Source organism: Acidobacteriota bacterium, from assembly GCA_038040445.1.
Taxonomy (GTDB): domain Bacteria; phylum Acidobacteriota; class Blastocatellia; order UBA7656; family UBA7656; genus Onstottus_A; species Onstottus_A frigus.
This window is the reverse complement of record JBBPIG010000041.1, coordinates 1-24,316: the sequence shown is the minus strand read 5'-3', so window position 1 is coordinate 24,316 and position 24,316 is coordinate 1. Positions and strand designations below refer to the sequence as shown.

The following is a 24,316-nucleotide window of genomic DNA, read 5'->3' as shown; positions in this document are numbered from 1 at the left end:
TCAGATCTCAGATAATCTCAGATTTCAGAAAAACTCAGAACTTAGATTCGAGATCGATAACAACAAACACTATGTGTGGCATCTGCGGAGTCGTCGGCGAAGCCGATGAGCATCTGATCAAAAACATGCTTGCGCGCATCGCGCACCGCGGGCCCGACGATGAAGGTGTCTACATCGCGGAGACGTCAACCGAGCATCGCGTAGGACTCGGTCACCGGCGTCTGTCGATCATAGATCTGTCGCCGGCCGGTCACGAACCGATGTCAGATGCCAGCGGCCGGATATGGCTCACCTACAACGGGGAGATTTATAACTTCAAAGAAATCCGCCGCGAGCTGGAGAACCTCGGTCATCGTTTCAAATCCAACACCGACGCCGAAGTCATCATCTATGCTTACCTGGAGTGGGGGCGCGACTGCCTTGTTCGATTCAACGGCATGTTCGCGTTTGCAATTTGGGACTCGCAAGATGAAACCTTGTTTTTGGCCCGCGATCGATTGGGCATCAAGCCGCTCTACTATGCCGACACGCCTGCGGGATTCGCTTTTGCGTCCGAGATCAAGGCTCTGCTTGCGATACCGGGCGCCGAGCGCTCGGTTGATCTCGCCGCCCTCGATCAGTTCATGACGTTTCTTTGGACTCCTGATCCGAAGACCGCGTTCCGCGGCGTCTCGAAGCTCCCGCCGGGGCATTACCTTGTGTACCGCGGAGGCAAGGCTGAAGTATCGGAGTACTGGGACCTGAAGTTTGAAGAAGATGATTCCATCTCGGAAGCAGAATGGATCGAGCGTGTTCGCGAACAGGTAGCTCGCAGCGTGCGCGCGCAGATGTTGGCCGATGTTCCCCTGGGAGCTTTTCTGTCAGGCGGTATTGATTCCTCGGCTATTGTCGCTCTGATGTCGGGCGTGTCGGCTCTCAAGCCTACGACCTACACCTTCGGTTTTCACCGCGAAGACCTTCGCTACGACATTCTCGAAGATGACATGAAGTACGCGCGGGTTGTCGGCGAGCGGTTTGCGACCGACTATCACGAAGCCTACCTCGAGCCTGATGTGATGGAGCTGCTGCCAAAGCTCGTGTACCACATGGACGAGCCGGTAGCCGACCCTGCGATCATCACCAGTTATTTGATCTGTCGTTCCGCGCGCGAGCGATTGACCGTGCTGCTCTCCGGTATGGGCGGCGATGAAGTGTTCGCCGGGTATCCTCGCCACGCGGCTGTGAAGATCGCCCAAGCGTACAACTTGATTCCATCGTTTCTGTCGAGGCCGGTTGTGGATGCTTTGCCTGGCGCGCGGCCCGGGCGATTGACGGCTCTGTTTCGCAACACGAAGAAGCTTGCGCGCTCGGCTGCGCTCCCGGCACGAGAACGTTATCTGGGATTCGGAACTTATTTCACCGAAGCTGAGAAACGCGAAATGTATTCAGGCGAGCTTGCCCGGGCCTCGCACGAATTCGATGCCTATGCGGAACATCAGAGCTACTTCGATCGCGTAGCTGATGAAGACTTCGTGAACCAGATGCTCTACGTGGACATGAAGACTTTCCTGCCGTGCTTGAACCTGACTTATACAGACAAGACGAGCATGGCGACTTCGATGGAAGTGCGAGTGCCGTTTCTGGATCACGAATTGGTCGAGCTGGCGGCGAGAATACCCGCCGGCTTGAAGCTGAAAGGGCTGACCGGCAAACACATTTTGAAACGAGCAGCCGAGGCGTGGCTTCCGCGGGAGATCATCCATCGCAAGAAAGCTGGCTTCAGCGCGCCGGTTCGCGCGTGGCTGGTGCGCGACCTTCGCGACATGGTTGAAGATCTGCTGTCGGAATCGAACATTCGCAGCCGAGGTTATTTCGAATATGGGTTCGTCCGAAAGTTGATAGACGATAACCTGTCTGGACGCGAGGACAATGGCTTGAAGGTGTTTCAACTGCTGACGCTCGAGCTCTGGCACCGGGCGTTTATTGATGTACCATAGGCTTTAGTCTGTGTGGTCATTTGCAAATCAGCATATGCACGCAGGCTAAAGTCTGTGCTACTACCTCTGCCAATTGACTTCTTATGCCCAACATTCTAGTGACAGGCGGAGCCGGGTTCATCGGAAGCCATCTCGTCGATCGGCTGCTGCGTGACGGCGGTGCTGGCGTTACGGTTGTCGATAACTTCAACGACTTCTATGACCCGGCCATCAAACGCGCGAACATCGCTGCTCATCTTGGCCGCGACGACTACGAGTTAGTCGAAGCCGATATATCCGACCGGCGAGCGATGGACGAACTATTCTCTCGAGCGAGATTCGATTGCGTGGTTCATCTGGCCGCGCGCGCCGGCGTGCGCCCGTCGCTGGAAGACCCGCTCGCTTACGAAGAGACCAACGTGCGAGGGACATTTACATTGCTTGAAGCCGCCCGTCGCAACGGAGTTTCCAGATTTATCTTCGGCTCGTCGAGCTCGGTCTACGGCGTCAATTCCAAAGTCCCGTTCTCGGAAGACGACCCGCTTGCTAGTCCGATCTCCCCGTACGCGGCGACGAAGATCGCGGGTGAGGCGGCTTGCCGGGTCTACAGCCATCTGTACGGGTTGCGGGTCGTGTGCCTCCGGCTGTTCACGGTGTACGGCGCTCGGCAGAGACCGGACCTTGCGATTCACAAGTTCGCTCGGCTGATATCGCAGCGCCTGCCCATTCCGATCTTTGGTGACGGGACGACTCGACGCGACTACACCTACATCAACGACATTATCTCGGGAGTGGTTGCGGCGATGAACTACGATCGCAGCCAGTTCGAAGTATTCAACCTGGGCGAATCCGAGACGGTCGAGCTGCGCCGGCTGGTTGAGCTGCTTGAGCACGCGCTAGACAAGCGTGCGATCATTGATCGCCAACCGGAGCAACCCGGCGATGTGCCGGTTACATACGCGAACATAGACAGGGCTCGGCGCCTGCTCGGCTACAACCCCCAGACGAGTATTAAAGCCGGCCTCGAACGGTTCGTCGATTGGTTCAGAAACGAGGCACTCCGGTGACCATCGACTAATTGAATAACTGAGAGCGCAGTCCAGGAGTGCGCAAAATAGGGCAACAATATCGACAAAGCAGGCTGAACCCGTAGTGACAGCCACAGTCTGAAAGCGACAGGGACGCGGATTGCGGAAGCGGAGAAAATTGGGTCGCAACGGCCGAGTAGTTTACCTTGTCCGGCTCTTTTAGTTGAGATAGGATAGCGCCCTCCGTGGTAATATTGACAATAATGGAGGGCGTCGAATGTCGAGCGAAGGCGAAAAACCGCAGGAAAAAAAAGATGCTGAGAACGCGGGCGGTAGGTTTCGTCCTAGGATTGAGTGGGATGATGTTGAAATTACATTCTCAGACTGGGTACTAATACAAGGCGGAAATGACGGATCTGTCATTCTATCCTTTTTCCAAGACGAACACCCCTACCTCACCGACGAAGAACGAAAGCAACCGCAAGCGCCAATCCTTCACTGTGTGGCCCGTCTCGCTGTTTCGCCACAACAATTCGATAGGATAATGGTTCTTTATACTGAGTTTCAACGAAACCTAAAGGAATTCCTCAAAACCGAAGATAAGAGCCTAGAGCAGCAGAAGGAAGGTCAATAATGAGCGCACAGCCCATTCGCGGTAGAGAAGACCTACCGAGTATTGCTCAAGCGTTCATCGAACCTGTGCGCGCTTCTAATGGGGGAATAGCGCCTACACCGGGGATCATATTAAGGCACGGGCCTTACCCGCGACTTGTGGGCGGGAGTCTTATCTCGGAGCCGCATCCTGATCTAGTTCCAAGCGCCGCCATGACGCAGTCACTAGCCATCGAGTCACATCTAAGAGATGAGTTTAACGCTTTGGCCGAATGCTGGCATAAAGAGACGCGATACTGGTCGTCTGCAACCAAGATGGCGATGCATCCGGCCTATCAACGAATCATTTCGCTTGGCGAGGAGGTGATTCCTTATATACTGGACGATCTACAACGCACGCACGGTCATTGGCTGTGGGCGCTACATATCCTTTCCGAATTTCACGACCCTGCGACAGAGGGAGCGACGTTCGATGAGGCGGTTGACGCTTGGCTGAATTGGGGTAGGCAGCAAGGGCTCTTAAAGTAGATGGCAGACTATGATCTTGAGGATGACTTTCCGAATCTCAAGGAAAACCCATGGCAGCAGACAAGCGATCCCGCCACTAACTACAATTGTATAGCTTGGAGTTTGTATGATACTCGCCAATGGTGGCAGAAATTCCCTTTCCCGCTTCGCGGATACTACTGGCCTCCGGGAATCTCAAGAGACGATACCCTTGATAGCTGGATAAAAGTATTTGAGATTCACGGGTATCGACTGTGCGAAGGCACCGATCTTGAATTGGGTTTTGAGAAAGTCGCAATTTACGTTAAGGACAATGAGCCGCAGCATGTTGCTAGGCAGCTTCCCTCTGGATCATGGACTAGCAAGCTGGGGAAAGATGAGGATATAGAGCATTCGCCACATGGGCTCGAAGGGAACGTCTACGGTACAATAGAAAAGGTTCTCAAGCGCGAGCGACAATGATGAAGAAACAATCTTTCCAGGAGCCGGGCAATTCTTTTAACCGCTTGGAGAGGTTCGTCAAGAAGGTTATCAATCTCCCAAAGAGGAAATTGACAAGGGGAAGCTGAGTATCAGCGGACGAAGAAGACGGCGAAGAAGCACGCCAAGGGGGAGAGAGTAATGTATGATGAAGACAGAAGGATAGACTGGAAAGCCCTAAGAGACATAAAATCTTGGTCTAAGGGAGACGTAGCAGCTGTTACGGTGATCGTAACGCTGTGGCTAGTCTTAATCCTTAAGTGGCTACTGAGTGATTGATCTGCAAGGCGACGGGCCGATACGAACGAGTCGAAAGAAGACTACTAAAAACGCGCGTCCGATTAAGACCTTCTATTCATCGGTCTGATTCTCTCTCAGTTTCTCAAGGAAGTGTTGATAGGTTTTGAACACACCGTCTTCGGTTACTCCGATCTGCGGCGAGTGAGTCCCGGAGTAAAATGCAACAGTCAACGTACAAGCAATAAGATTGTCATTCATGATAAAACTCTCCTCTTAGTTTGAATTGTCAAAGATCGTATTCGGCCCGTTGCCCGAAAGACTACTCCGCTTTCAGACAACCCGTCAAACTGGTGAGTCAACGACATTGTTACCCAAGATAGATAGCCGTGGAACCTGAATTTCGTCGAGCAGCAAGACTTGTTGCGGTCGATTTCGACAGGCGCATTCTCCTTTTCCGCTACGCTCCACCGAGCGGTGAGTGGTTTTGGGCAACACCGGGAGGCGGATTGGAACACGGCGAAAGCTTCGAGCAGGCCGCCCAGCGTGAAGCTGCCGAAGAGCTTGGTGTGAAGCAGGTTGAGCTTGAGCCTTTGTGGGAGGCGATGGCCGACTTTCTGTGGGGTGAGTGCACTCTCCGGCAGCAAGAGCAATATTTTCTACTCCGATTTCAACCTCAAGAATTTGCCAAAGAAGTGCCAGAAGTCCACCGACAAGAGAACATTGTGGAGACACGATGGTGGACCATTGCGGAGCTCGAGAGCAGCACAGAGTTGATCTTCCCGGAGGGGCTAGCAAAGAATCTGAGGAATACTTTGGGGCGGAATGGGCTGTGGTAGCAACGCCGTCCAACAAACGCGTGCAGCACAAGCCGCGAAGCCAGTTTCTTGTCAATCCCCCGCTCTGCGCGGCCCCAATTGTGCGAGCGTTCGGCTATTAACGTCATCTGACATCTGCGACCTTGCCCCTGCTGAGTTGCGGGTCTACTATCTTTTCTCGAATCCCGAACCTGAAATTTTCGCTTCCTGGATTTGCGATTTGAAGTCTCGGACATCGCGCCCGATCGCTATGAAAGAGTATCTGCTGGAAACCGTGGAGGAGTTGGCGAGCAAACCGGCTACGCTGGTGATTTCCGTCTTCTTGCCGGTGTACAACGAAGAGGACAACATCGACCGACTCGATCTGAAGCTCACCGACGCACTCGAAAGACTGGGCCGCAGCTACGAGGTCATATACATCGACGACGGCTCAACCGATCAGAGCCTTGCGAAGTTGCGCGGCTTAGCGGCGCGAGACTCGCGGGTGCGAGTTATCTCGCTGCGCCGCAACTACGGCCAGACTTCCGCGATGAGCGCGGGCATCGATCACGCGCGCGGACAAATACTCATTCCGATGGACGCCGATCTTCAGAATGATCCGGCTGACATAAAGCGGTTGCTCGACAAGCTCGACGAGGGCTACGACGTCGTGTCGGGCTGGCGCAAGGATCGCAAAGATACATGGTTGACGCGGCGGCTTCCATCACGCCTGGCAAATAGATTGATTTCAACGCTGAGCGGAGTTGACCTTCACGACTATGGATGCAGCTTGAAGGCGTATCGCCGTGAAGCGCTCACTGGTGTAAAGCTGTACGGAGAGATGCATCGCTTCATCCCGATATACGCGGGATGGGCAGGCGCGCGCGTCACCGAGATACCGGTCACTCATCACCCGCGAAGCGCGGGTGAGTCGAAGTACGGGCTCTCGCGGACGATAAAGGTCTTGTTTGATTTGATCACGATCAAGTTCCTTTCGAGCTTTCTGACGAAACCGCTTTATCTCTTCGGCACGGCCGGGTTGGTATGCCTGGCGATCTCGCTCCTTTCGTTCGCGTTCGCGCTGTACTACCGCTTCGTCGAGGGCGTGCATTTGAATCGCATGCCGCTCGCCACGCTTTCGATGATCATGTTCGCGATGGGCGTGCAGTTCATTTTTATGGGCCTGCTGGCAGAGATGATCGTTCGTACCTATCACGAGTCTCAAGGAAAGCCCACCTATCTCATTCGCGAAACGATCAATGTCGAAGACGACGGAAACGGCAAGACCGGGCTGTAACCGGCGGACCGAAGCGCGGAGGAGCAGGGGCAGAGGAGCCGAGGTGAGCGAAAAGATCCGCCCAGGCCCGCATCATTCATCGTCCGCCCCGTTACGCCCCGTCACCACTGCCAGCCCGCTTTGTGTCACCGTGGCCGGGATACCCATCGCAAATCTGAGCGAAGACGAAGCTGTGGAACTAGTCGACAAGCTCGTTTCAGAAGGCGGACCTCACTATGCGGCGGTGGTCAACGCCGCCAAGATCGTAACTGCCAACCGAGATGAAGCCCTAAAACGCGCGTTGCTCGAGGCAGATTTTGTAGCGGCCGACGGCATGTCCGTAGTGTGGGCGTCGCGTCTCTTGCGTCGAGCGCTCAAGCAACGCGTGACCGGCATTGATCTATTCCAGCGCCTGGTCGAGCATGCTGCCCGGTGTGGGCTATCGGTTTACTTTTTGGGCGCGCGAGAGGAATCAGTGCGTGGCACAGTTAGACGGCTCACTGCCCGGCATCCAAACCTCCGCGTGGCCGGATATCGCAACGGTTACTTTGCTGCTTCTGAATCGAACGCGGTCGCTGAAGCCATAAAGCAAAGCGCCCCGGACTTGCTGTTTGTGGCAATGGGTTCACCTGGTCAAGAGTATTGGATCGCTTCGAACCTCGCGCACACGGGCGCCCGCTTCGCGATTGGCGTTGGAGGAAGCTTCGATCACGTAGGCGGGTTGGCGGCTCGCGCGCCTCGGTGGATGCAGCGGGGGGGGCTCGAATGGTTTCACCGTCTTATTCGTGAACCGCGCAGGCTATGGAAACGTTACCTGGTGGGCAATCTGATGTTCATCTGGCTGGTCGCCCGGCAGTTCGCCTCGCGAGAACGGTGAGCCAATGGATCAGACCGCAATGGGATTTAGTGACATTATCTGCGAGGCAAGAACGTTCTCGACTTCCCGTGCTACGATCTGATGTCCCACCCGGCTCCATCTAATATTATTAGGCAAGAAGACTTCGCCGCCGTGTTCAGACAAGGCGCTTTGAACATCGATCACCGCAGTGTTCGTGCTCTTGCCAATCCGTCCTACCATCTCATTGACGGATGGCCAGAGTGAAGGTGAAGGAATGGCATAGTTCTCGTTCGTATCTTCGTTAAAGCGCCCGGGCCCCATTAGTACCACTCGGCAAGCGCTGGTTCGACAAAGCTCGATGCCCTCCATAATCAGGCGCTCATATTCGTCGAGCGCGAGGGGCGGGTGCAGTGCAAACAGCTTGTCGATCGGGGTATTTGACTTCACAAGATCGCCCGTGCCACTGCGCTTAGCCTCAACCTTCTGGAGAAAAGAGCGCGCCGTATCAACGACCTCAGGGGCAATTTCATAAAGAAGATTGACTCGTGTGTAAACCGCAGCGAAACTCCCGATCACGCTAATGACTACGATGTCTGGTCGAGACAGCAGAAGCCTGTGCCTGAGAATTGCCTTCAATCCTTTTGGGTGATAGAGCTGTTTGAGATCGAGTTGCAACTCAAGTTGGGGGAACCGAGCTTCAAGGTTGGAGATTGCCAGAGCTACAAAAGTCAATGACCGATCCAGATTCTGGTAACCGTATTGAAGGCATTGGCCGAGAAATAGGATCTTAATGCTCTTGGAGTTGCCGCCCTGTACACGATCTTTCATCATCAATGCTATCCAGTTGATCTCGAGCTAGCTCAATATAGAGTCGGCTACTTGGCTTGTCAATCTGAGCATCTGCACTAAGCCACAACAAGCAGCGCGCACGGACGAAGGCGCGCAGGCTACCGGCCTGGCTTCAAACATACTTGCGTCTGCATCAGGCTCAGCTCTTGAGACGCTACGAGGCGATTTGCTGTTTGCTGTTCCATACTCATTACTGAAGGGCGTGCGGCAGGTACATCCTCATTTATTAACTGCACGGCCGTCTTTCGCGGTTGCTCAAGCGGGCTGGCTTGATTCAGTGCGGCAGCCCTTCTTACTACTCCGGTTCATCTCAAGCGGCTTAAAAGCCGTTCAACCAGGACGATCAGATCTCGACGAACCGAGTAGCCTTTCAGCTCCACGTGCGAGCAACTCATCCGCAAGCTGCCGGCCGATCAATTCAGCATCCCGCGATGGACCGCTGCGCCGATCGCGCACGACTTGCGTACCATCAGGCGTCGCGACCAGTCCGGTCAAAGTCATCACCTCGGACTCAATCGTCGCAAGAGCCGCAATCGGAACCAGGCACCCACCGCCCAGACCCTTCAGGAAGGCGCGCTCTGCACCGCAAGCCAGGCGGGTCGCCGCGTGATCGAGCGCGCGAATGATCTCGCCGGTCGCAGAATCGTCAGCGCGAGTCTCAATCGCAAGCGCGCCCTGACCGACTGCCGGCAGGACGAGGTCTTCGCTGAGGTATTCGGTTATGCGATTGGCATGTCCAAGCCGATGAAGACCCGCGCTGGCCAGCACGATGGCATCGAACTGACCTTCGTCGAGCTTGCGGAGCCGCGTGTCGACGTTGCCTCGAACAGGCTCGATAGTAAGATCAGGCCGCGCCGCCAGAAGCTGCGACCGGCGGCGAAGACTGCTTGTGCCGATCAGGGCGCGCTCGGGCAGTTCGCTGAAAGAGTTGACCGGGCCGCGAGCGACAATCGCATCGCGCACGTCTTCGCGCTCGCATATGGCGCCAATGCGCAAGCCAGCCGGGAGTTCGGTGGGCAGGTCCTTGAGACTATGAACAGCGAGGTCCACGCGGTGTTCGAGGATAGCGTCTTCCAGTTCTTTGGTGAACAGCCCCTTGCCTTGCTCGCCGAGCTTTGGAAGCGAGACGTCGAGCACGCGGTCGCCTTTTGTTGAAATGACTTTGATCTCAACTTCGATGCCCGGATGGAGCTGCTCTATCTGAGTCTTGACCCAGTTGGTTTGCCACAATGCCAGCAGGCTGCCGCGTGTTCCGATAGTGATCTTCTGAATCAATGGTCACACTTCCAATCAATCGATCCGAATCATCTTGCGGAGTTCTTCGACCATCTGGGTGGGCTTGCCGTCGCTTGCCGCGTTGCGCAGGTGGACGATCATCGGATGTGAAAGCTTATTGACCAGCGCCGGGATCAAGACGTCTTCAATAGCCGTTTCCTGTTCCGGACTCAGATGCCCCAGGCGTTTTCGATTCCGTTTGAACTCGCTCACTACGATTTGCGAGAGAAGTTCCTTGACTTCAACGACGGCCGGACCGATATCCAGCGCCCGCAGTTGCTCGACGAAGTGCTGAACCTCGGCATCAATTATTGATTCGGCACGCTCAGCCTCCAGTTCGCGCTCGCGGATGTTAGTCTTGACGACCGAGTCGAGATCGTCGATGTCAAACAGAAAGACGTTCTCGAGACCGGCGAGGCCGGGATCGATGTTTCTTGGGACCGAGATGTCGACGAAAAGCACCGGACCCTTCTTTCGAGACTTGAGGGCGCGCTTGGTCTCGGAGCGACGAATGACGTAGTCGGGAGCGCCAGTCGAACAAAGCACAATGTCAGCGGACGGCAGCGCATCGTAGAAGGCTGCGAAGTTCACCGCGCCGCCCGAGTACCGGCTTGCGATCTCGTCGGCGCGGGCGGCGCTGCGATTGGTCACGATCAGATTGCTGGTGCCGGCCTCGATCAAGCAGCGCGCAGCGAGTTCGCCCATCTCGCCGGCGCCCACCAGAAGCACCGTCTTGTCCGAAAGGTCTCCGAATATCTTTTTGGCGAGCTCGACGGCGACTGAGCTGACCGATACCGGGTTTTGCGCGACTCCGGTCTCTGTTCGAATTCGCTTTGCGACTGTCAGCGCGCGATGCATCAACTGGCTGAGCACGCGCCCGATCGTCCCGGCGTTGATCGCGTGTTGATAAGCTTCCTTCACCTGACCGAGTATTTGCGATTCTCCAACGACCATCGAATCCAGGCTCGAGGCGACACGAAACAGGTGTTTTATGGCATTGGCGTCGGCGTGCTTGTAGACGTGACCGTTTAGCGTATTTGGTGGTAGCTGGTGAAAGTCACTAAGAAAGCGCGCCAGGCAATCCAGCCCGCGGTCGGCGCCAGACGGCGTTGATGCTATCAACTCGACCCGGTTGCAGGTCGAGACTATCAAGACCTCTTCTAATATCTCCTGATCGACGAGCCTGGCCAGCGCATCCGGGAGCAGCGGCTCGCCGAACGCCAATCGCTCGCGCATCTCGAGCGGCGCTGTCTTGTGGCTCAATCCTATGAGTACGATGTTCATTGCTTAGAAGTCAGACATCGGAGCTTTGGGCTCAGCCGGTCTAACCTCGGACCCCCGGCCTCTGAGGCTCTGGTCCTCAAAACGCGTGTCCCAGATAACGGACTCCCACCAGGCTACAAATCACGATTATGAAGCTTAAGATCGAAGCGAGAGCCGCGGCCCGTCCGCCCCAGCCGGCGTTTATTCTCGATTGGATGATGACCAGATAGAGCAGCCAGGTGACGACGGAGAATATTTCGAGAGGGCCCGCTTGCCAGTATACGTGGTAGCGGGAATACGAGTACCACAACCCCCCGACGATTCCCAGCGTCATCAGCACAAACCCGATCGCCATGGCCCGGGAACTAATCGCGTCGCAGGTATCCAGTGAGGGAAGTCTGTAAAAGATCGTACCGAACCGCTTGTGCTTTAGCTCGCGCTCCTGAACGATATACATCACACCCGCGCCGAAAGCCACGAAGAACGACGCGTAAGCCAGCAGTAGCAGTCCCACGTGCGCGGGCAACAGGATACTTTGAAGGGTATTGCTGAACTCTTGAGGCTGACCGGTCTCGCCCGGTGAAATCGCGGCGATTGCCGCCAGCACCAACACGATCGGGAAGATGAAAGCCTTAAGCGCGTTCGCGTGGTACCACCGATACGCTATCAGGGTTGAAAGGACAAGGCCCCAGGCGAGAAACGCGCACATCTCCTGGGTTCCGACGAGCGGAAATCTGCCCGTGCCTAGTCCGCGAAGGAAAAGCCAGCTCGTGTGCGCGCCCAGAGCGATCCCCAGCGCGGCCAGAGCAGTCTTTCTCATCAGCGGCCGCTTGGTTGTCAGCGCAAAAATAGATTGGGCTACGCACACGGCGTAGCCCAGGAGTATGATGATCCAGAGGATTTCCATAGGGCCGACTCCGGCGAGTATTCCAGCAACAGCTAATTCTACTCGCCGTTCGGTCCTCAAGGCAACGAAGCGGTCAGATCGTCTCCATCTTTCGAAGGGCCGAGACGTCAAGCACTGTAATCCGCTTTCGGCCAACCTTGATAAGGTGATCCTGCTTCAACTCGGCGATGCCGTTCGTCACGGTCTCGCGATACACTCCAAGCATATCGGCCATCTCCTGATGAGTGTACCCGCTGACCTCCTTGCTCCCACCGCCGAGCTTAAGAAGCAGCGACGCCACCCTTGAAGTCACCGGTTGGAAGGCAGACTGCTCGTGCCTTCTTTCGGCATCCACCAGTCGCGGCCCTATCTGGCGAGCCAGGTTGAGCGCAACCGACGGCGAAGCAGAAGCGAGTTTTTCGAACTCGGCCGGGCCAATGAATGTTACCTTGGATGGTTCCGCGGCAACGGCCTTGGCGCCCAACATTGATTGCCCCAGCGTTGGCATGTCCCCAAAGATCGTGCCCGCTTCGACTGACTTAACGTCGAAGTCGCGGCCGGTCGAAGCGGTGCGAACGATGTTTACCTTCCCGCTCCTCACAAGGCAAGCCATCGGGCCTTTGTGAGATGAAGGATAGACTGCGTCGCCCGCCTTGAAGTTGCGCTTGGGCATTTTTTCTATCGCGTTCTCGGCGGATCTGCTGTTTTGTCCTACCAAGTCAGACAGCTTCAAGTAGCCAACTTTGTTGGCGAGACTTATGGCTGCCAACGAGCGAATCTTCTCGCTCGGTCCCTTGGTACGTCTTTTTCTTTTTGTCTTTGTTCCCTTAGCCAATTCAATCACCTCTCTAGCCCAGGTTCTTCCGAAGTTAATGTTAGCCACTGTCCTGTTCTTTTAGCGGAAGGCGACAGCGGCCTGGTCTGCATTTGTTCGAGGTTGCTTTGTTATCGAGTCTGCGCGCCTGCCACGCGATGTTAACAGACTCTTACTACAGTTTCATCTCCCCTCGTGTCTCAAGCTCTGAAATTGTAGCAGGATGGCGGGTGAACTTACAATGAGGTTGTTTGCGCTATCAGTAAGCCACAGCACAAACACAACCGTAGTTCCTTAGATCGTAAGGGCGAAGGGGAGTTAACGTGGCAAAAAAGGGCAGAACCGGCTAACTCTGTTCCACGGTCGCGTGAGATCGACCAGCGGTCCTTCGGTAGAGCAAGACGATCTCCAAAGCGAACGCCGCGGACAAAAGCGAGGGCAGGTAGAAGAGCCATTTCGAATCGCTGAAGTGAGTCATAGCGAACCCCGACATGGAAGGACCGATCAGGCTCCCCAGTCCAAATGCGAGCGAGAAGGTCGCAGTCGCCGCGCCAAGCCGTTCTTTCCTGACGATCTCACCGATCAACGCCAGCCCGATCGGATACAGGCTTCCAGCCAAGGCGCCACACAGGACGCCAGTCGCGAGGAACAAACGCCAATCGGAATGAAGAGACATCAACGCGAAAACGCCTCCCAGCAATACCGTGCAGATCAGAAGTGTCTTGCGCTTGCCGAACCGGTCCGCTGCGTGGCCGATCGGGACCTGGCTGATTATTGTGCCGACTATGACCGCGGTGATTATGGCGGCCATTCCCGTTTCTGGAACTTTGATCAGCTTCAGATAAAGTGGGAACAGGGTCACTAACGAAGACATCAGATAGCCGTAGAGAGCCCCGGCTGATATGGGCACAATGATGTTCGACGAGAGTACGCTCAGGATGGCCTCCCCGTGATGGGATCCGATAGGCGCCTTCTTGATCAAACTGGCGGCCAACAAAGCAGCCAGAACGCTCAACACGAAGCAACCAATGAAGGGAACGTCTGGCCGTATTCGGTATAGCAGCGCCCCGGCAAGCGGACCGGCGGCCCACCCGATTCCTATTGCAAGCGCGTAGTAGCTCATGCGCCGGGCTCGCTCCTCGGGCTTGCTCAGCCGGTTGATCATTGTTTCCGTGGCTACGGAGATGGCCGAGGCGCCTACACCCTCGATCGCACGCACCGCAAAGAAGAGCCAGGTCACTTTGATAAACGCGAATAGGAGTATCGCCACGCCGTACACAATCAGGCCTCCGACGAGCATCGGCTTCGGACCAATGCGGTCAGTCGCCGCTCCGACGGGGAAGGAGGCAAGCGTGAAGGCCGTGAACATCGTCGAGCCGATCAGCCCGACCATGAAGCTGTTCTCACCGTGGCCAGCGAGCAGGATTGGGATAAGCGGCGCAACGAGCCCTACGCCCAGATAGCTGAGGCCGATGCTCAGATAGATGGCCGAGAATGCCTTCGAATCGGACAAGTCTCCCCCAATGCAAAGAGCCAGAAAATAGCATCAATCTTTCGAAGCGCGCAACAAAGGGCAAAGGGCAAGGAGCAAAGGGCAAAGGGCAAAGGGCAAAGAGGTGCCGCCTCGCGTTGCCCTTTGCCCTTTGCTCTTTGCCCTTTGCCCTTACTTGCCGGCGTAGTGGTCGTTCATCTGGTTCACATACTTATTGTATTCCCGGCTTCCGATGAACTTCGAGGGGAGCACGGTTGAGAGGTATTGCAGATACCCCTCTGGTGAAAGCGAGTTTCCATCCTTGGTGAGCAGTTCTCCTCTGACGCCGTAAGGTTTGAAGATAAGTTCCTCAGGCCCGCGCTTGCGAAAAAACTTGCCGTCGGGCAGTGACATCAGATCCTCGGGCTTGATGCCCCTTTGGGGGTCGCCACTGCGTTCAATTTCGTCAATCAACGCGTGGGCATCCTCGCGCGAGCTGCTCGGCATCCGCTCTTGAACGATCCCGACATTCACATTGCGAACGACGCCGCGCACTTCCTCGACGTACTCGGCCTGAGCCGTGCCGTTCGTCTTGTCCTTGAAGCCGAATGTGACCGCGGTCTCGCCGCCAAGCTCGTTGCCAAACATCTCGAGGCCGCGAGGGTACCAGAGGTTCATTGCTCGCTGCAGGTCTTCGATGCTGTAATCGCCTTCGCCGCGAGCGGCCATCTGCCCGATCTCCTTGAGCAGCTTTCTGCCGCTGCCCAAATGAAATGCTTCTTCTTGCAGCATTGGACCCATGCTGCGCGCCATCGGCGCATAGCTGAAGACCTGCTGCATCTCGAGCTGATACTTGCCGACGAGGTCGATCACAGTGGCGTAGGTAACGTTATCGAGAAAGTCGTTGAAGTCGATGTTGAAAGCGTCGAGCACGTGGCTCCCGAGCTCCATCGACAGCAGTTCCTCGATCGTCTGCTTGGCGACGTCTCCCAGGCCCGGCTTCTTCCACGTGGGATCCTGATCCAACACCCAGAACATCTGGTAGGCGTGGCGCAGTTCTTCGGCCATGATTCTGAGCACGGCGAATTTGCCTTTATCGCTTACGGCGTTGTCGAGCGTGAGGCGGTGCTGTTGAATGGAGCCAAGCTCGGTAGAGCATTGGGCGCGCACGATATCGCGAGCGCTGAAGAACGCGTTCCCCACCATTTCCTTCGCGTGCTCGAATCGTTTCTGTCCCGTGTACTGCCCGATTTCTATGATATCGCTTTTGACATCGCCGACCTTCGCCAACAATTGAAACGGCGGCACGCCCCTGAAGTAGCCATCCCAGTGCTTCATCAGGATATCGAGCTCAGGGAAGTTCTTCTCCTGCCAGTCGACAATCGCGTCGTGGTATTTCTGCGTGATGGTTGTGGTCGTGTAGGTCATCACCCCTCCCGGTGCTTTGGCCATGCTCAGACGTTTTGCATGCTATCGAACGAGCGTTCGAACTTCAAGGCAAATGCAGCCTGCCGGAGGATGTCAACGTGCGATTCAGAAAGTCATGAGCTTTTCGGATGCCGCTACTATCGCTTGTTCAACTTTCATAACATTGGGGCCCCCGCCTTGTGCCAGGTCAGGTTTGCCTCCTCCGCGTCCCCCCAACTCTTCGCACGCTTCCGCTAGAAGCTGACTCATATTCTGCGTTAGCGAAGCTGACCGGGCGAACACCAAACGAGCGGCTCCGGCATCCTTGGTCGCCAGGAGTGCTATCGATGGCTCACGCTGAACTATCTTCGACGCGAGCACACGCACTTCTTCAAGATCGCGCCCGCCGAACACCGCCTGGACTATCTTGAAGCTTCCCGAATCGGGGGCAGCCGCCAGCAGCTCCGACGCTTCAGCGCTCATCGCCAGCTCCAACAAATCGCGTATGCGCTTCTTCAAAGTCTTGTTCTCTTGTATCGCGGCCGCCACCAGCTCCGGCGAGCCCTCTCGGTCCGAGCTGAACAACCGCGCGACCGCCAGGGCCGTATTGCTGGCAAGCCGATAATCGGCGAGCGCCCGGCCTCCGCAGACGAACTCGACGCGAGTCATTTTCTTTGCGCGCTCGAATGACCGTATGGCTATGAGCCCGATCTGACCGGTTCGCGCCGCGTGAGTGCCGCCGCACGGCGACCAGTCGAAGTTCTCGATTTCGATCACCCGAATATTGCCCCGCAGAGCGCTTTCTTTTCTGAGTGGCAGACGAGCCGCCTCGTTTTCATTGACCAGATGCACACGCATCGGCCGGTCTTCGAAGACGATCGCGTTTGCGAGATCTTCAGCGCCACGCATTAGGTCATCCGTGGGTGACTGCAACTCGATGTCGATGGTCGATGTCTGTGAGCCCAGATGAAACGAGCGAGTTTCGGCTTCGCAGGTCTGAACGAATGCTTGAGACAAGATGTGCTGGCCGCTGTGTTGTTGCAGGTGATCGAGCCGCCGCGCTCGATCAATTGTTCCGGTGACGCCCTGGCCCGGCTCGAGCGAGCCCGCGGGTTGGACGACGTGATAGATGACGTTCGCTTCATCTTCGAACACGTCGAGGACCTTGGCTTCGCCCAGCGCGCCGGTATCGTTAGGTTGACCTCCCCCTGTTGGATAGAACGCGGTTTGATCCAACACGACGCAATCTCCGAGCGCAGATTGCTTCACCTCGACAACGGTCGCGGAGAATTCCAGCAAGCTGGAATCGCGGAAGTACAGTCGTTCAGTCGGTTGCATAAGTGCGCCGCAATGTTGATACGAAGCCCGATCAATGTCAATTGGGCCTGGCCGTGCGTGCCTTGCGCGCGAGTGTCGCGAGCGGCTAGCCTTCAGCCGATGAGAAAGGTTTTCTCCATTAAACTCAGGGATGGGGCCACGATCGAGCTCGGCACGCGCACGGTTGTCGTGGGCGTGTTAAATGTCACGCCGGATTCGTTCTCCGATGGCGGTCAGAACTTCGAGCCGGCAGTGGCAATCGATCGCGCGCTCGAGATGGAGAGTGAGGGCGCGAACATCATCGAAGTCGGCGGCGAATCAACCAGACCCGGCTCCACTCGGCTCTCGGCTGATGAGGAGATCTCGCGAGTGCTGCCGGTTTTGAGCGGATTGGGCGGCAGGTTGCGGGTCCCGATTGCGATCGACACCTATAAAAGCGAAGTTGCCGGGGCCGCGCTTGCCGCGGGTGCGAGCATCGTAAACGACGTCAGCGCGCTGCGATTTGATCCCGCGATAGCCGATGTTGCAGCGCGTGAGCGCGCTGGGCTGGTGCTAATGCATATGCGAGGCGAGCCGGCGACAATGCAGAAGATGGAACCCAGCCCCGATATATTCGCGGAGATCGAGGCCGATCTTGCTACTGCGATCCTGGCCGCCGAATCGCGTGGCGTCGAGCGCGCCAAGATAATCATCGACCCCGGCATAGGATTCGGCAAAACGCTCGAACAGAATCTTTCAATCATCAATCACCTGAATCGTTTCGAGGTGTTTGGCCTCCCGTTGATGATTGGCACTTCCAGAAAAAGCTTTATTGGCCGCTTGACCGGCCGCCCGGAAGGCGAGCGCACCTCAGGGACGGCGGCATCAGTAGCGGCGGCAATCCTGCGAGGAGCGCACATCGTTCGCGTCCACGACGTGAAACAAATGGTCGAAGTCGCGCGCATCACCGATGCTATATTGAGCGAATGAGCAGCCCGTGAGATCGAAGCTCATATCGGCGCCGCCAGTTACCGGCACGTACAAACACAACGTCTCATAGGCGAAAGTCTCGGCCTACTGGATGGGACCAATCACCGCCCCGTCCCCAACTCTGAAGAAGTTCTGAGGTGCACTGCCGTGCTGCTGGCAATATGCCAAGGCGGCAGCAGCCTGTGCATTCACGCTCTCGATTTCAGAGACTTTCCGGCTATGCGGCACGGTCACCGTGCTGCAGCAGCGGGACACGTTGCCCGATGCGTCAGTCACTGTGACTATGATCAGATACACTCGCCCATCCGCGTTGCCCTTGCGCTCAGAACGCAGCCGCAGAGTGCCCGGGGCGATGTCTTTAGCGTCGGGCGAGAAGTTTCCGTCGCCGGTTTGCTCTTGGTCGTCCTCGTCGCTGAATACATCGACCGAGACAGTTGCACCTGAACAATTGTCGCTGGCGCTGACAGACAGGCCCACGTTGTCCAAGGCGTGGTTGGGCGGCCACATCTGAGTAATGGTAGTGGTGCAAATAGCGGTGCACGGCGTGTTCGCGGTGCAGGTGTTCAGCAGAATCGAGACGGTGGCGTCACCTTCGTTCGCCGTCGCCAGATCGAGCTTGCCATCGCCATTGAAATCGCCCACCGCCACTGAGCGTGGGAAGCTGCCCGTGCCGAAGTCGGTCTTCGCCCCAAAGATGCCTGTGCCCGTGCCCAGCAGAATCGAAACGGTGTCGTCACCGGTGTTCGCCACCGCCAGATCGAGTTTGCCATCGCCATTGAAATCCCCCACCGAGACTGAGTTTGGAAAGCTGCCCGTGCCGAAGTCGGTCTTCGCCCCAAAGCTGCCCGTGCCCGTGCCCAGCAGAATCGAGACGGTGTCGGCGCCAAAGTCTGCCACCGCCAGATCGAGCTTACCATCGCGATTGAAATCGCCCACCGCGACGGAGAATGGAGTACTGCCCGTGCCGAAGTCGGTCTTCGGGCCAAACGAAACGGTTTGGGCCGCCGCCTCTGGTCTAGCCGTAGACGCTCGCTTTGACGCCGTAGACGCTCGCTGCTGCTCTAGACCCGCGCTTTGCGGCGATTGAGCAGCGGCTCGATCGAATTGAGCGTCAACTAGAAACCATCTTCAAACCATCCTTACCCTCGCGTTAACATCAACGTGTCCGCTCGATGTGTATGCTCGCTTTCCTCGGAGCCTGCTTTCCTGCCAAGATCGTCACAAATCTTTTTGCGGCCTGGGGCGTGAACAATTAGAATAACGCTTTCGCACATGCTGTTATACTCAGATCTCGTTTGATTGTGAGTTCTTTGTCTTGAAGATGTCGCTTTACGCTCATGAGCTCAAGTCCCATTCTCAGCGTCGTCTTTTTCCGCACGGCGTTAGGGCGTCAGCCAGTTCGTGAATGGTTGAAAGGCTTGGACAAGAGTGATCGGAAGATCATTGGGGAGGACATCAAGTTGGTTCAATTTCGTTGGCCTCTAGGAATGCCGCTGGTTAGGAAAGTGGAAGCCGATTTATGGGAAGTGCGGAGTCATCTCAGCGGCGGTCGTGCGGCTCGCGTCCTGTTTACCGAACACGAGGGTCAAATGGCACTGCTCCACGGCTTCGTCAAGAAATCCCGAAAGACTCCGCCGCATGACTTGCAACTCGCGCGGCGGCGAAGGAATCTTTGGCTTAACGGGTAAGTGATATGAACAAGTATACGGGCAGCAATTTCGATGACTTCTTAGCCGATGAAGGTATTCTCGAGGTGGTGTCAGCCAAAGCCCACAAGCGATTGCTGGTACTGCAACTGGCTGACATCATGCAAGAGGCCAAGATCAGTCGAAGGGGACTCGCCCAGCGACTGCGGACGAGTCGTTCGCAAGTGGATTCTTTGCTCGACCCTGATAACACCTCGATTACCCTGGAGTTGTTGGAGCGCTTAGCGCTTGCTGTTGGCAAGGAGCTCAAGATCGAATTGGCGTGAACTACTCATCGAATTCCCTGACAGGAAGAGGGAATCAGGAATCAGCGACCGGAATATAAGCGATTAGGTTTTCCTGAATTAGTTCGCGGCAAGAATGCGGGCCGCATTCGCCCTTCGACAAACGTGCTTGCCCTCGACCCACCCTTCTTGGTCAACTCCACGCAAATCTTTTTGCGGCTTCGCGCGTTAACAATTAGAATGACTGCATCGCATGTCGTCATCGTGACGGAGAGCGCACTCATAACGGGAGATGATACTTGGAACAGGTTGTAAGTTTTCTGTTCAATCACCGGCAAGCGCTCTTCTCAAAGAGCCAGTTCAGCTTCGGCGCTCGCCCGTCGATGCTCTTGCTCGTGGCGCTGATCGCCGGCCTCGCCTTGCTAGCCTACTTCCTGTACGCGGTTCCTGCGGTGAGGCTCGCGCTGCGGTGGCGCGTGGCGTTGATCGCTCTTCGGTGCGTGCTGGTGGCTAAGAAGGCCGACTACCAGGTAGCAATCGGCCTTCTCCCGATCAAAAACGTCACTGACAAACACAGCTATTGTTGCGCGTGTCTCTGTCTGTAATCGTGCACGAAGCCACTTGTGATTGTATCGAGGCCGAACCTCTGTTTACTCCTCCATCATACTTCGCGAGCACTTTGCGATCCGGTCCGAATTGCTCGAACGTCGCGATGTTTCCTTTCCTCGTTACCTGGGCTCGGCCGGTAAAGATCGTTCCACGACAGCAGAAACGATAATCTCCAGTGACAGTGTTACCCAGAAACACTATTCCCGGATTGCTATCATCCTGAAGGCATACGTTGAACACGCTTACGGTGAAACTGCAGGTTGCCGTGTTGCTCGATGAGTCGGTAGCCGTACAGGTCACGGTAGTCGTGCCAACCGCGAAACAGGAGCCCGAAGCTGGGCTGCATAACGTTGTCACACCCGGACAGTTGTCAGTCGCAGTAGGCGCGAACGTGGCCACCGCACACGGACTATTGATAGTGGTCGTGGTGGTGATGTCGCCCGGGCAGGTGATCACCGGCGCCTGCGTATCGTTTACTGTGACTGCGAAGCTGCAGCTCGGTCCCGCGGTGCTAGCGCAGGTAACGATGGTCGTGCCAATAGGGAACATCGAGCCTGAAGCCGGCGAACAGGTTACCGTGCCGCACGTGCCGGTAGTGGTTGGAGCGGCATAGGTGACTACAGCGAAGCACTGGCCCGTCGCGGCCGACGGCGACTGGTTTCCCGGACAGGTAATCGTGCAAGCGGGCGGTGGACAAGTTGTGCTGCAGACGAAGCCATCGGTTATTCTGATGGTGTCAATTCTCCAACCGACGCTCGCCACATTATTGTCACACGCCAAACGGAACCGTAACGTGATGGACTGACCGGCCACGGCGGCGGGTAAATTGACCACAGTGGTTATATATCCGCCGGAGGTCCCACTCCATGCCGATCGTCCGGCGATGACGCTGGGTTGGTCTTCAGGGATTGTCATGTTGTAGCCGCCGCTGACGAAGCTTCCACCGGCAGCGGTGATACCAGTGAAATCGCCCGACTCGATATTCGGAGAAGAAATCTCGAGCACGGCTCCGTCAAAGCCTCCTCCAGAATCGTTCAGATCGAAATTGTTTCTGAAAATCAATTGAGCTGACCCAGTCAGGATCGCGATCAAAGGCGTATCCAGCCGATTGTCAAACGTGTGATTCGGGGCGGTGGAGAAAGCGTCGTTAGGCGCCGTATCTGGCGTTGTGGTAGAGGTAACCCACAAGGGACCACCCATGAGTGTGACCCCTTGGGAGGGTGTCCATCCAGCGGGCAGGGCGGGCTCAGTCACACCATCGAAATTCTCCTGGAAGACGACGACGAGCGTCCCAAGCGTGAAGGTGTAAGTCACGGTGCCCAGGTTGGTCGCGCCGTCCTGGAACTGGATAGAAGCTGTGATGGTCCCTCCACAAGTACCTGTCACCGTGAACGTGACGTTTCTGCAAACAGGAGGACCGCCGGCTACAACGACACCGTAATCTTGCGGGCCGCTCGGATTAGTCACCCCGCCAGTCGCCTGCAATGTCCCGATGAGTTTGGTGGTGTTTCCCACGCCGGTGTTCTGTATGCAGAAGCTAACGGTCACCGTCTCGTTCGGATCGAGTGCGCCGTTGGGAGGCGTGCAGCTTTCAGAAACGAGCGTTGCTCCCGCCGAAACGATAGTCGCGTTGACGGCGGCGATGCTTACATTCTTCTTGCCGGCCTTGCCTGACCGGCTTTTCCCGTCCGGCGGGGACAACAGTTCCCCAGCGCAAGGAATGCCAGAGGACCGAACACAACCCCCGCCTTGAACTAGCCTTCCATCCAATGTCGCTCCTTGCATAGCTATTTTCTTCGGCTCTGTAGTTATGTGTAAGCCTTCGGCGTTGACCCGAACGATCAAATCCATAAGATCATCGCCGTTCACATCCTGAATGGAAGCTCTAGCCTTGCCGTTCTTCCTTCTTACTACCGGGACCCCTTCAATAGTTATGCTCGCGGGATCGATACTCGTGGCATCAAAGCTCTCGGTGCTTAGTATCGCCACGCGGACCGTGGCGCCGGGTTCTGCCGGTTTGTGTCCGCCTGGGTCGTCAAGCAGTACCTCAATTCGCACCTGCTCTAAGCGAATATCGTCCTTCGAGGTAGCCGCGGTTCGTGCGTCACCATAACCGAGTCCCATTAGCAGGAATGCTAGAAAGATCGCAAAGCCTCCTACAATCGAAATCGTTCTCTTGCTGCTTTTCGTTGGCGCTATGTACCGCAACAGATCGGATTTGATGGAAAGTAGGAATTGAGAGCGGCGTCCGAAGCGCTCTCAGCTCGTCAAGCGACACAATCCTAGCACGGGTTTGCTTTCGACGCAAAACTTCGATCATTTTCTACTGAGGATTGAGAAGCTTCTGTGCGGGTGGCAGCCGCTTAGCTGAATCCTCTTCCGTTGCATGTTTCCTGAGTGTGGTGCTTTTGGATGATGCCGGCGGTTAAGTTATCGGCGCTGCTGATGGGTGGTGGTGGTTTGTGACGGGCAAGCGAAGAGAGACAACCGGCCGAGCGAGGTACCGAGGCGTCAAAAACACTTGACGACTATTGAGAAGGCCGACTGCCCGGTAGCAATCGGCCGTCTCCCGATTAAACGTCATTGACAGAAACAGCTATTGTTGCGCGTATCTCTGTCTGTAATCGTGCACGAGGCCACTTGTGATTGTATCGAGGCCGACCCTCTGGACACTCCTCCATCGTACTTCGCCAGCACTTTGCGATCCGGTCCGGTTTGCTCGAATGTTGCGATGCTTCCTTTCTTGGTCACCTTGGCTATGCCGGTGAATGTTGTTCCTTGACAGCAGAAGCGATAAGCACCGGTGATGGTGTCGCCCAGAAACACAATGCCCGGATTGCTGTCATCCTGAAGGCACACGTTGAACACGGTCACGGTGAAGCTACAGGTTGCAGTGTTGCCTGATTCGTCTGTCGCAGTGCAGGTCACCGTGGTGGTGCCGACTGCGAAACAGGATCCCGATGGTGGGCTGCATACCGGCGTCACACCCGGGCAGGTGTCACCGGCAACCGGCGCGAACGTGGCCACCGCACATGTGCTATTGATCGAGGCGGTCGTGGTGATGTTGGCCGCGCAGACGATAGCGGTGCACGGCGTGGTCGCGGTGCAGGCGTTGAGCAGAATCGAGACGGTGGAGTCACTATCGTTCGCCACGGCCAGATCGAGCTTGCCATCGCCATTCAAATCGCCCACCGCGACTGAGGCTGGACGGCTGCCCGTGGCAAAGTCGGTCTTCGTCCCAAAGCTGCCCGTGCCCGTGCCCAGCCGAATCGAGACGGTGTCGCCGTTAAGGTTCGCCACCGCCAGATCGAGCTTGCCATCGCCATTGAAATCGCCCACCGCGACTGAAAACGGAAAAAACGGAAAGGTGTCTGTGCCGAAGTCGGTCTTCGCGCCAAAGCTGCCCGTACCCGTGCCCAGCAGAATCGAGACGGAGGCGCCGTTACCGTTCGCCGTCGCCAGATCGAGCTTGCCATCACCATTGAAATCCCCCACCGCGACTGAGAATGGACTTTGGCCAGTGCCAAAGTCGGTCTTCGCCCCAAAGCTGCCCGTGCCCGTGCCCAGCAGAATCGAGACGGTGTTGTCACCAGAGTTCGCCACCGCCAGATCGAGCTTGCCATCGCCATTGAAATCCCTGACCGCCACTGAGCGTGGGAGGCCGCCAGTGCCGAAGTCGGTCTTCGCCCCAAAGCTGCCCGTGCCCGTGCCCAACAGAATCGAGACGATGGCGCTAAGTTCGTTCGCCACCGCCAGATCGAGCTTGCCATCGCCATTGAAATCCCCCACCGCGACT

The 24,316-nt window shown here is 56.5% G+C and carries 23 protein-coding genes and 1 pseudogene; 12 read left to right on the top strand and 12 right to left on the bottom strand.

The features are described from left to right. Positions 1 to 71: 71 nt before the first annotated feature. From asnB to AABO57_26965, 5 genes are all read left to right on the top strand, one after another. Positions 72 to 1,976, top strand: a complete 1,905-nt coding sequence (gene asnB, locus AABO57_26985; GenBank protein ID MEK6289374.1) for an asparagine synthase (glutamine-hydrolyzing) — start codon at positions 72 to 74, stop codon at positions 1,974 to 1,976. Positions 1,977 to 2,059: 83 nt separating this feature from the next. Next, positions 2,060 to 3,022, top strand: a complete 963-nt coding sequence (locus tag AABO57_26980) for an NAD-dependent epimerase/dehydratase family protein (GenBank protein MEK6289373.1) — start codon at positions 2,060 to 2,062, stop codon at positions 3,020 to 3,022. Between the two features lie 238 nt (positions 3,023 to 3,260). Beyond that, the gene (locus AABO57_26975; GenBank protein MEK6289372.1) at positions 3,261 to 3,617 is read left to right on the top strand and encodes a hypothetical protein; all 357 of its coding nucleotides are present in this window, start codon (positions 3,261 to 3,263) and stop codon (positions 3,615 to 3,617) included. Beyond that, positions 3,617 to 4,123, top strand: a complete 507-nt coding sequence (locus AABO57_26970) for a hypothetical protein (protein ID MEK6289371.1) — start codon at positions 3,617 to 3,619, stop codon at positions 4,121 to 4,123. The genes AABO57_26975 and AABO57_26970 overlap by 1 nt, the downstream gene beginning before the upstream one ends. Then, a complete protein-coding gene (locus AABO57_26965; protein MEK6289370.1) occupies positions 4,124 to 4,564 on the top strand; it encodes a hypothetical protein in 441 nt (146 codons plus the stop codon). Positions 4,565 to 4,933: 369 nt separating this feature from the next. Here the strand turns inward: AABO57_26965 and AABO57_26960 are convergent, their stop codons facing one another. Beyond that, a complete protein-coding gene (locus AABO57_26960) occupies positions 4,934 to 5,080 on the bottom strand; it encodes a hypothetical protein (protein MEK6289369.1) in 147 nt (48 codons plus the stop codon). 128 nt (positions 5,081 to 5,208) lie between these two features. On the opposite strand from AABO57_26960, the gene AABO57_26955 reads away from it, so the two are divergent. The 3 genes from AABO57_26955 (at position 5,209) to AABO57_26945 (ending at position 7,769) form a co-directional block, all read left to right on the top strand. Continuing rightward, complete coding sequence (locus AABO57_26955; protein ID MEK6289368.1) at positions 5,209 to 5,658, top strand: NUDIX domain-containing protein; 450 nt, start codon at positions 5,209 to 5,211, stop codon at positions 5,656 to 5,658. 229 nt (positions 5,659 to 5,887) lie between these two features. Then, a complete protein-coding gene (locus AABO57_26950; protein MEK6289367.1) occupies positions 5,888 to 6,913 on the top strand; it encodes a glycosyltransferase family 2 protein in 1,026 nt (341 codons plus the stop codon). Between the two features lie 43 nt (positions 6,914 to 6,956). Next, entirely contained in the window at positions 6,957 to 7,769 is an 813-nt protein-coding gene (locus AABO57_26945; GenBank protein MEK6289366.1) for a WecB/TagA/CpsF family glycosyltransferase, read from the top strand. Between the two features lie 9 nt (positions 7,770 to 7,778). Here the strand turns inward: AABO57_26945 and AABO57_26940 are convergent, their stop codons facing one another. The 8 genes from AABO57_26940 to AABO57_26905 all read right to left on the bottom strand — a co-directional run bounded on the left by AABO57_26940 (position 7,779) and on the right by AABO57_26905 (position 17,069). Then, positions 7,779 to 8,561: a hypothetical protein gene (locus AABO57_26940; GenBank protein MEK6289365.1), complete on the bottom strand. Its 783-nt coding sequence runs from the start codon at positions 8,559 to 8,561 to the stop codon at positions 7,779 to 7,781. Positions 8,562 to 8,909: 348 nt separating this feature from the next. Continuing rightward, the gene (gene hemC, locus AABO57_26935; protein ID MEK6289364.1) at positions 8,910 to 9,851 is read right to left on the bottom strand and encodes a hydroxymethylbilane synthase; all 942 of its coding nucleotides are present in this window, start codon (positions 9,849 to 9,851) and stop codon (positions 8,910 to 8,912) included. An 18-nt stretch (positions 9,852 to 9,869) separates the two neighbouring features. Further along, positions 9,870 to 11,138: a glutamyl-tRNA reductase gene (gene hemA / locus AABO57_26930; protein ID MEK6289363.1), complete on the bottom strand. Its 1,269-nt coding sequence runs from the start codon at positions 11,136 to 11,138 to the stop codon at positions 9,870 to 9,872. Positions 11,139 to 11,214: 76 nt separating this feature from the next. Then, positions 11,215 to 12,024, bottom strand: a complete 810-nt coding sequence (gene ccsA / locus AABO57_26925) for a cytochrome c biogenesis protein CcsA (GenBank protein MEK6289362.1) — start codon at positions 12,022 to 12,024, stop codon at positions 11,215 to 11,217. A gap of 73 nt (positions 12,025 to 12,097) precedes the next feature. Then, positions 12,098 to 12,838 carry a Crp/Fnr family transcriptional regulator gene (locus tag AABO57_26920; protein MEK6289361.1) on the bottom strand — a complete coding sequence of 247 codons (741 nt, stop codon included), beginning with the start codon at positions 12,836 to 12,838 and terminating at the stop codon, positions 12,098 to 12,100. Positions 12,839 to 13,163: 325 nt separating this feature from the next. Further along, entirely contained in the window at positions 13,164 to 14,330 is a 1,167-nt protein-coding gene (locus AABO57_26915; protein MEK6289360.1) for an MFS transporter, read from the bottom strand. A 150-nt stretch (positions 14,331 to 14,480) separates the two neighbouring features. Beyond that, positions 14,481 to 15,716 (bottom strand): Phenylacetic acid catabolic protein, encoded by a 1,236-nt coding sequence (locus AABO57_26910; GenBank protein MEK6289359.1) that lies wholly within the window; start codon positions 15,714 to 15,716, stop codon positions 14,481 to 14,483. Positions 15,717 to 15,821: 105 nt separating this feature from the next. Further along, positions 15,822 to 17,069, bottom strand: coding sequence for a DHHA1 domain-containing protein (locus AABO57_26905; protein ID MEK6289358.1), 1,248 nt, complete (start codon positions 17,067 to 17,069; stop codon positions 15,822 to 15,824). A 63-nt stretch (positions 17,070 to 17,132) separates the two neighbouring features. Between AABO57_26905 and folP the strand changes: the two genes are divergently transcribed. Then, on the top strand, positions 17,133 to 17,981 hold the full coding sequence (folP, locus tag AABO57_26900; GenBank protein ID MEK6289357.1) for a dihydropteroate synthase: 849 nt from the start codon (positions 17,133 to 17,135) through the stop codon (positions 17,979 to 17,981). Between the two features lie 84 nt (positions 17,982 to 18,065). Here folP and AABO57_26895 read toward each other — a convergent pair. Then, positions 18,066 to 18,965 (bottom strand): annotated as a pseudogene (locus AABO57_26895) (VCBS repeat-containing protein). A 353-nt stretch (positions 18,966 to 19,318) separates the two neighbouring features. Here AABO57_26895 and AABO57_26890 point away from each other — a divergent pair. The 3 genes from AABO57_26890 to AABO57_26880 all read left to right on the top strand — a co-directional run bounded on the left by AABO57_26890 (position 19,319) and on the right by AABO57_26880 (position 20,516). Further along, positions 19,319 to 19,669 (top strand): type II toxin-antitoxin system RelE/ParE family toxin, encoded by a 351-nt coding sequence (locus AABO57_26890; protein MEK6289356.1) that lies wholly within the window; start codon positions 19,319 to 19,321, stop codon positions 19,667 to 19,669. Between the two features lie 5 nt (positions 19,670 to 19,674). Next, positions 19,675 to 19,953, top strand: a complete 279-nt coding sequence (locus AABO57_26885) for a Fis family transcriptional regulator (GenBank protein ID MEK6289355.1) — start codon at positions 19,675 to 19,677, stop codon at positions 19,951 to 19,953. Between the two features lie 257 nt (positions 19,954 to 20,210). Then, entirely contained in the window at positions 20,211 to 20,516 is a 306-nt protein-coding gene (locus tag AABO57_26880) for a hypothetical protein (protein ID MEK6289354.1), read from the top strand. On the opposite strand, the gene AABO57_26875 is transcribed toward AABO57_26880, so the two are convergent. Together AABO57_26875 and AABO57_26870 are read right to left on the bottom strand one after the other, a co-directional pair. Beyond that, positions 20,473 to 22,644: an HYR domain-containing protein gene (locus AABO57_26875; protein ID MEK6289353.1), complete on the bottom strand. Its 2,172-nt coding sequence runs from the start codon at positions 22,642 to 22,644 to the stop codon at positions 20,473 to 20,475. The two genes, AABO57_26880 and AABO57_26875, sit on opposite strands and share 44 nt — an antisense overlap. A gap of 456 nt (positions 22,645 to 23,100) precedes the next feature. Beyond that, positions 23,101 to 24,316, bottom strand: a 1,216-nt coding sequence (locus AABO57_26870) for an FG-GAP-like repeat-containing protein (protein MEK6289352.1), incomplete at its 5' end; no start/stop codon positions are given.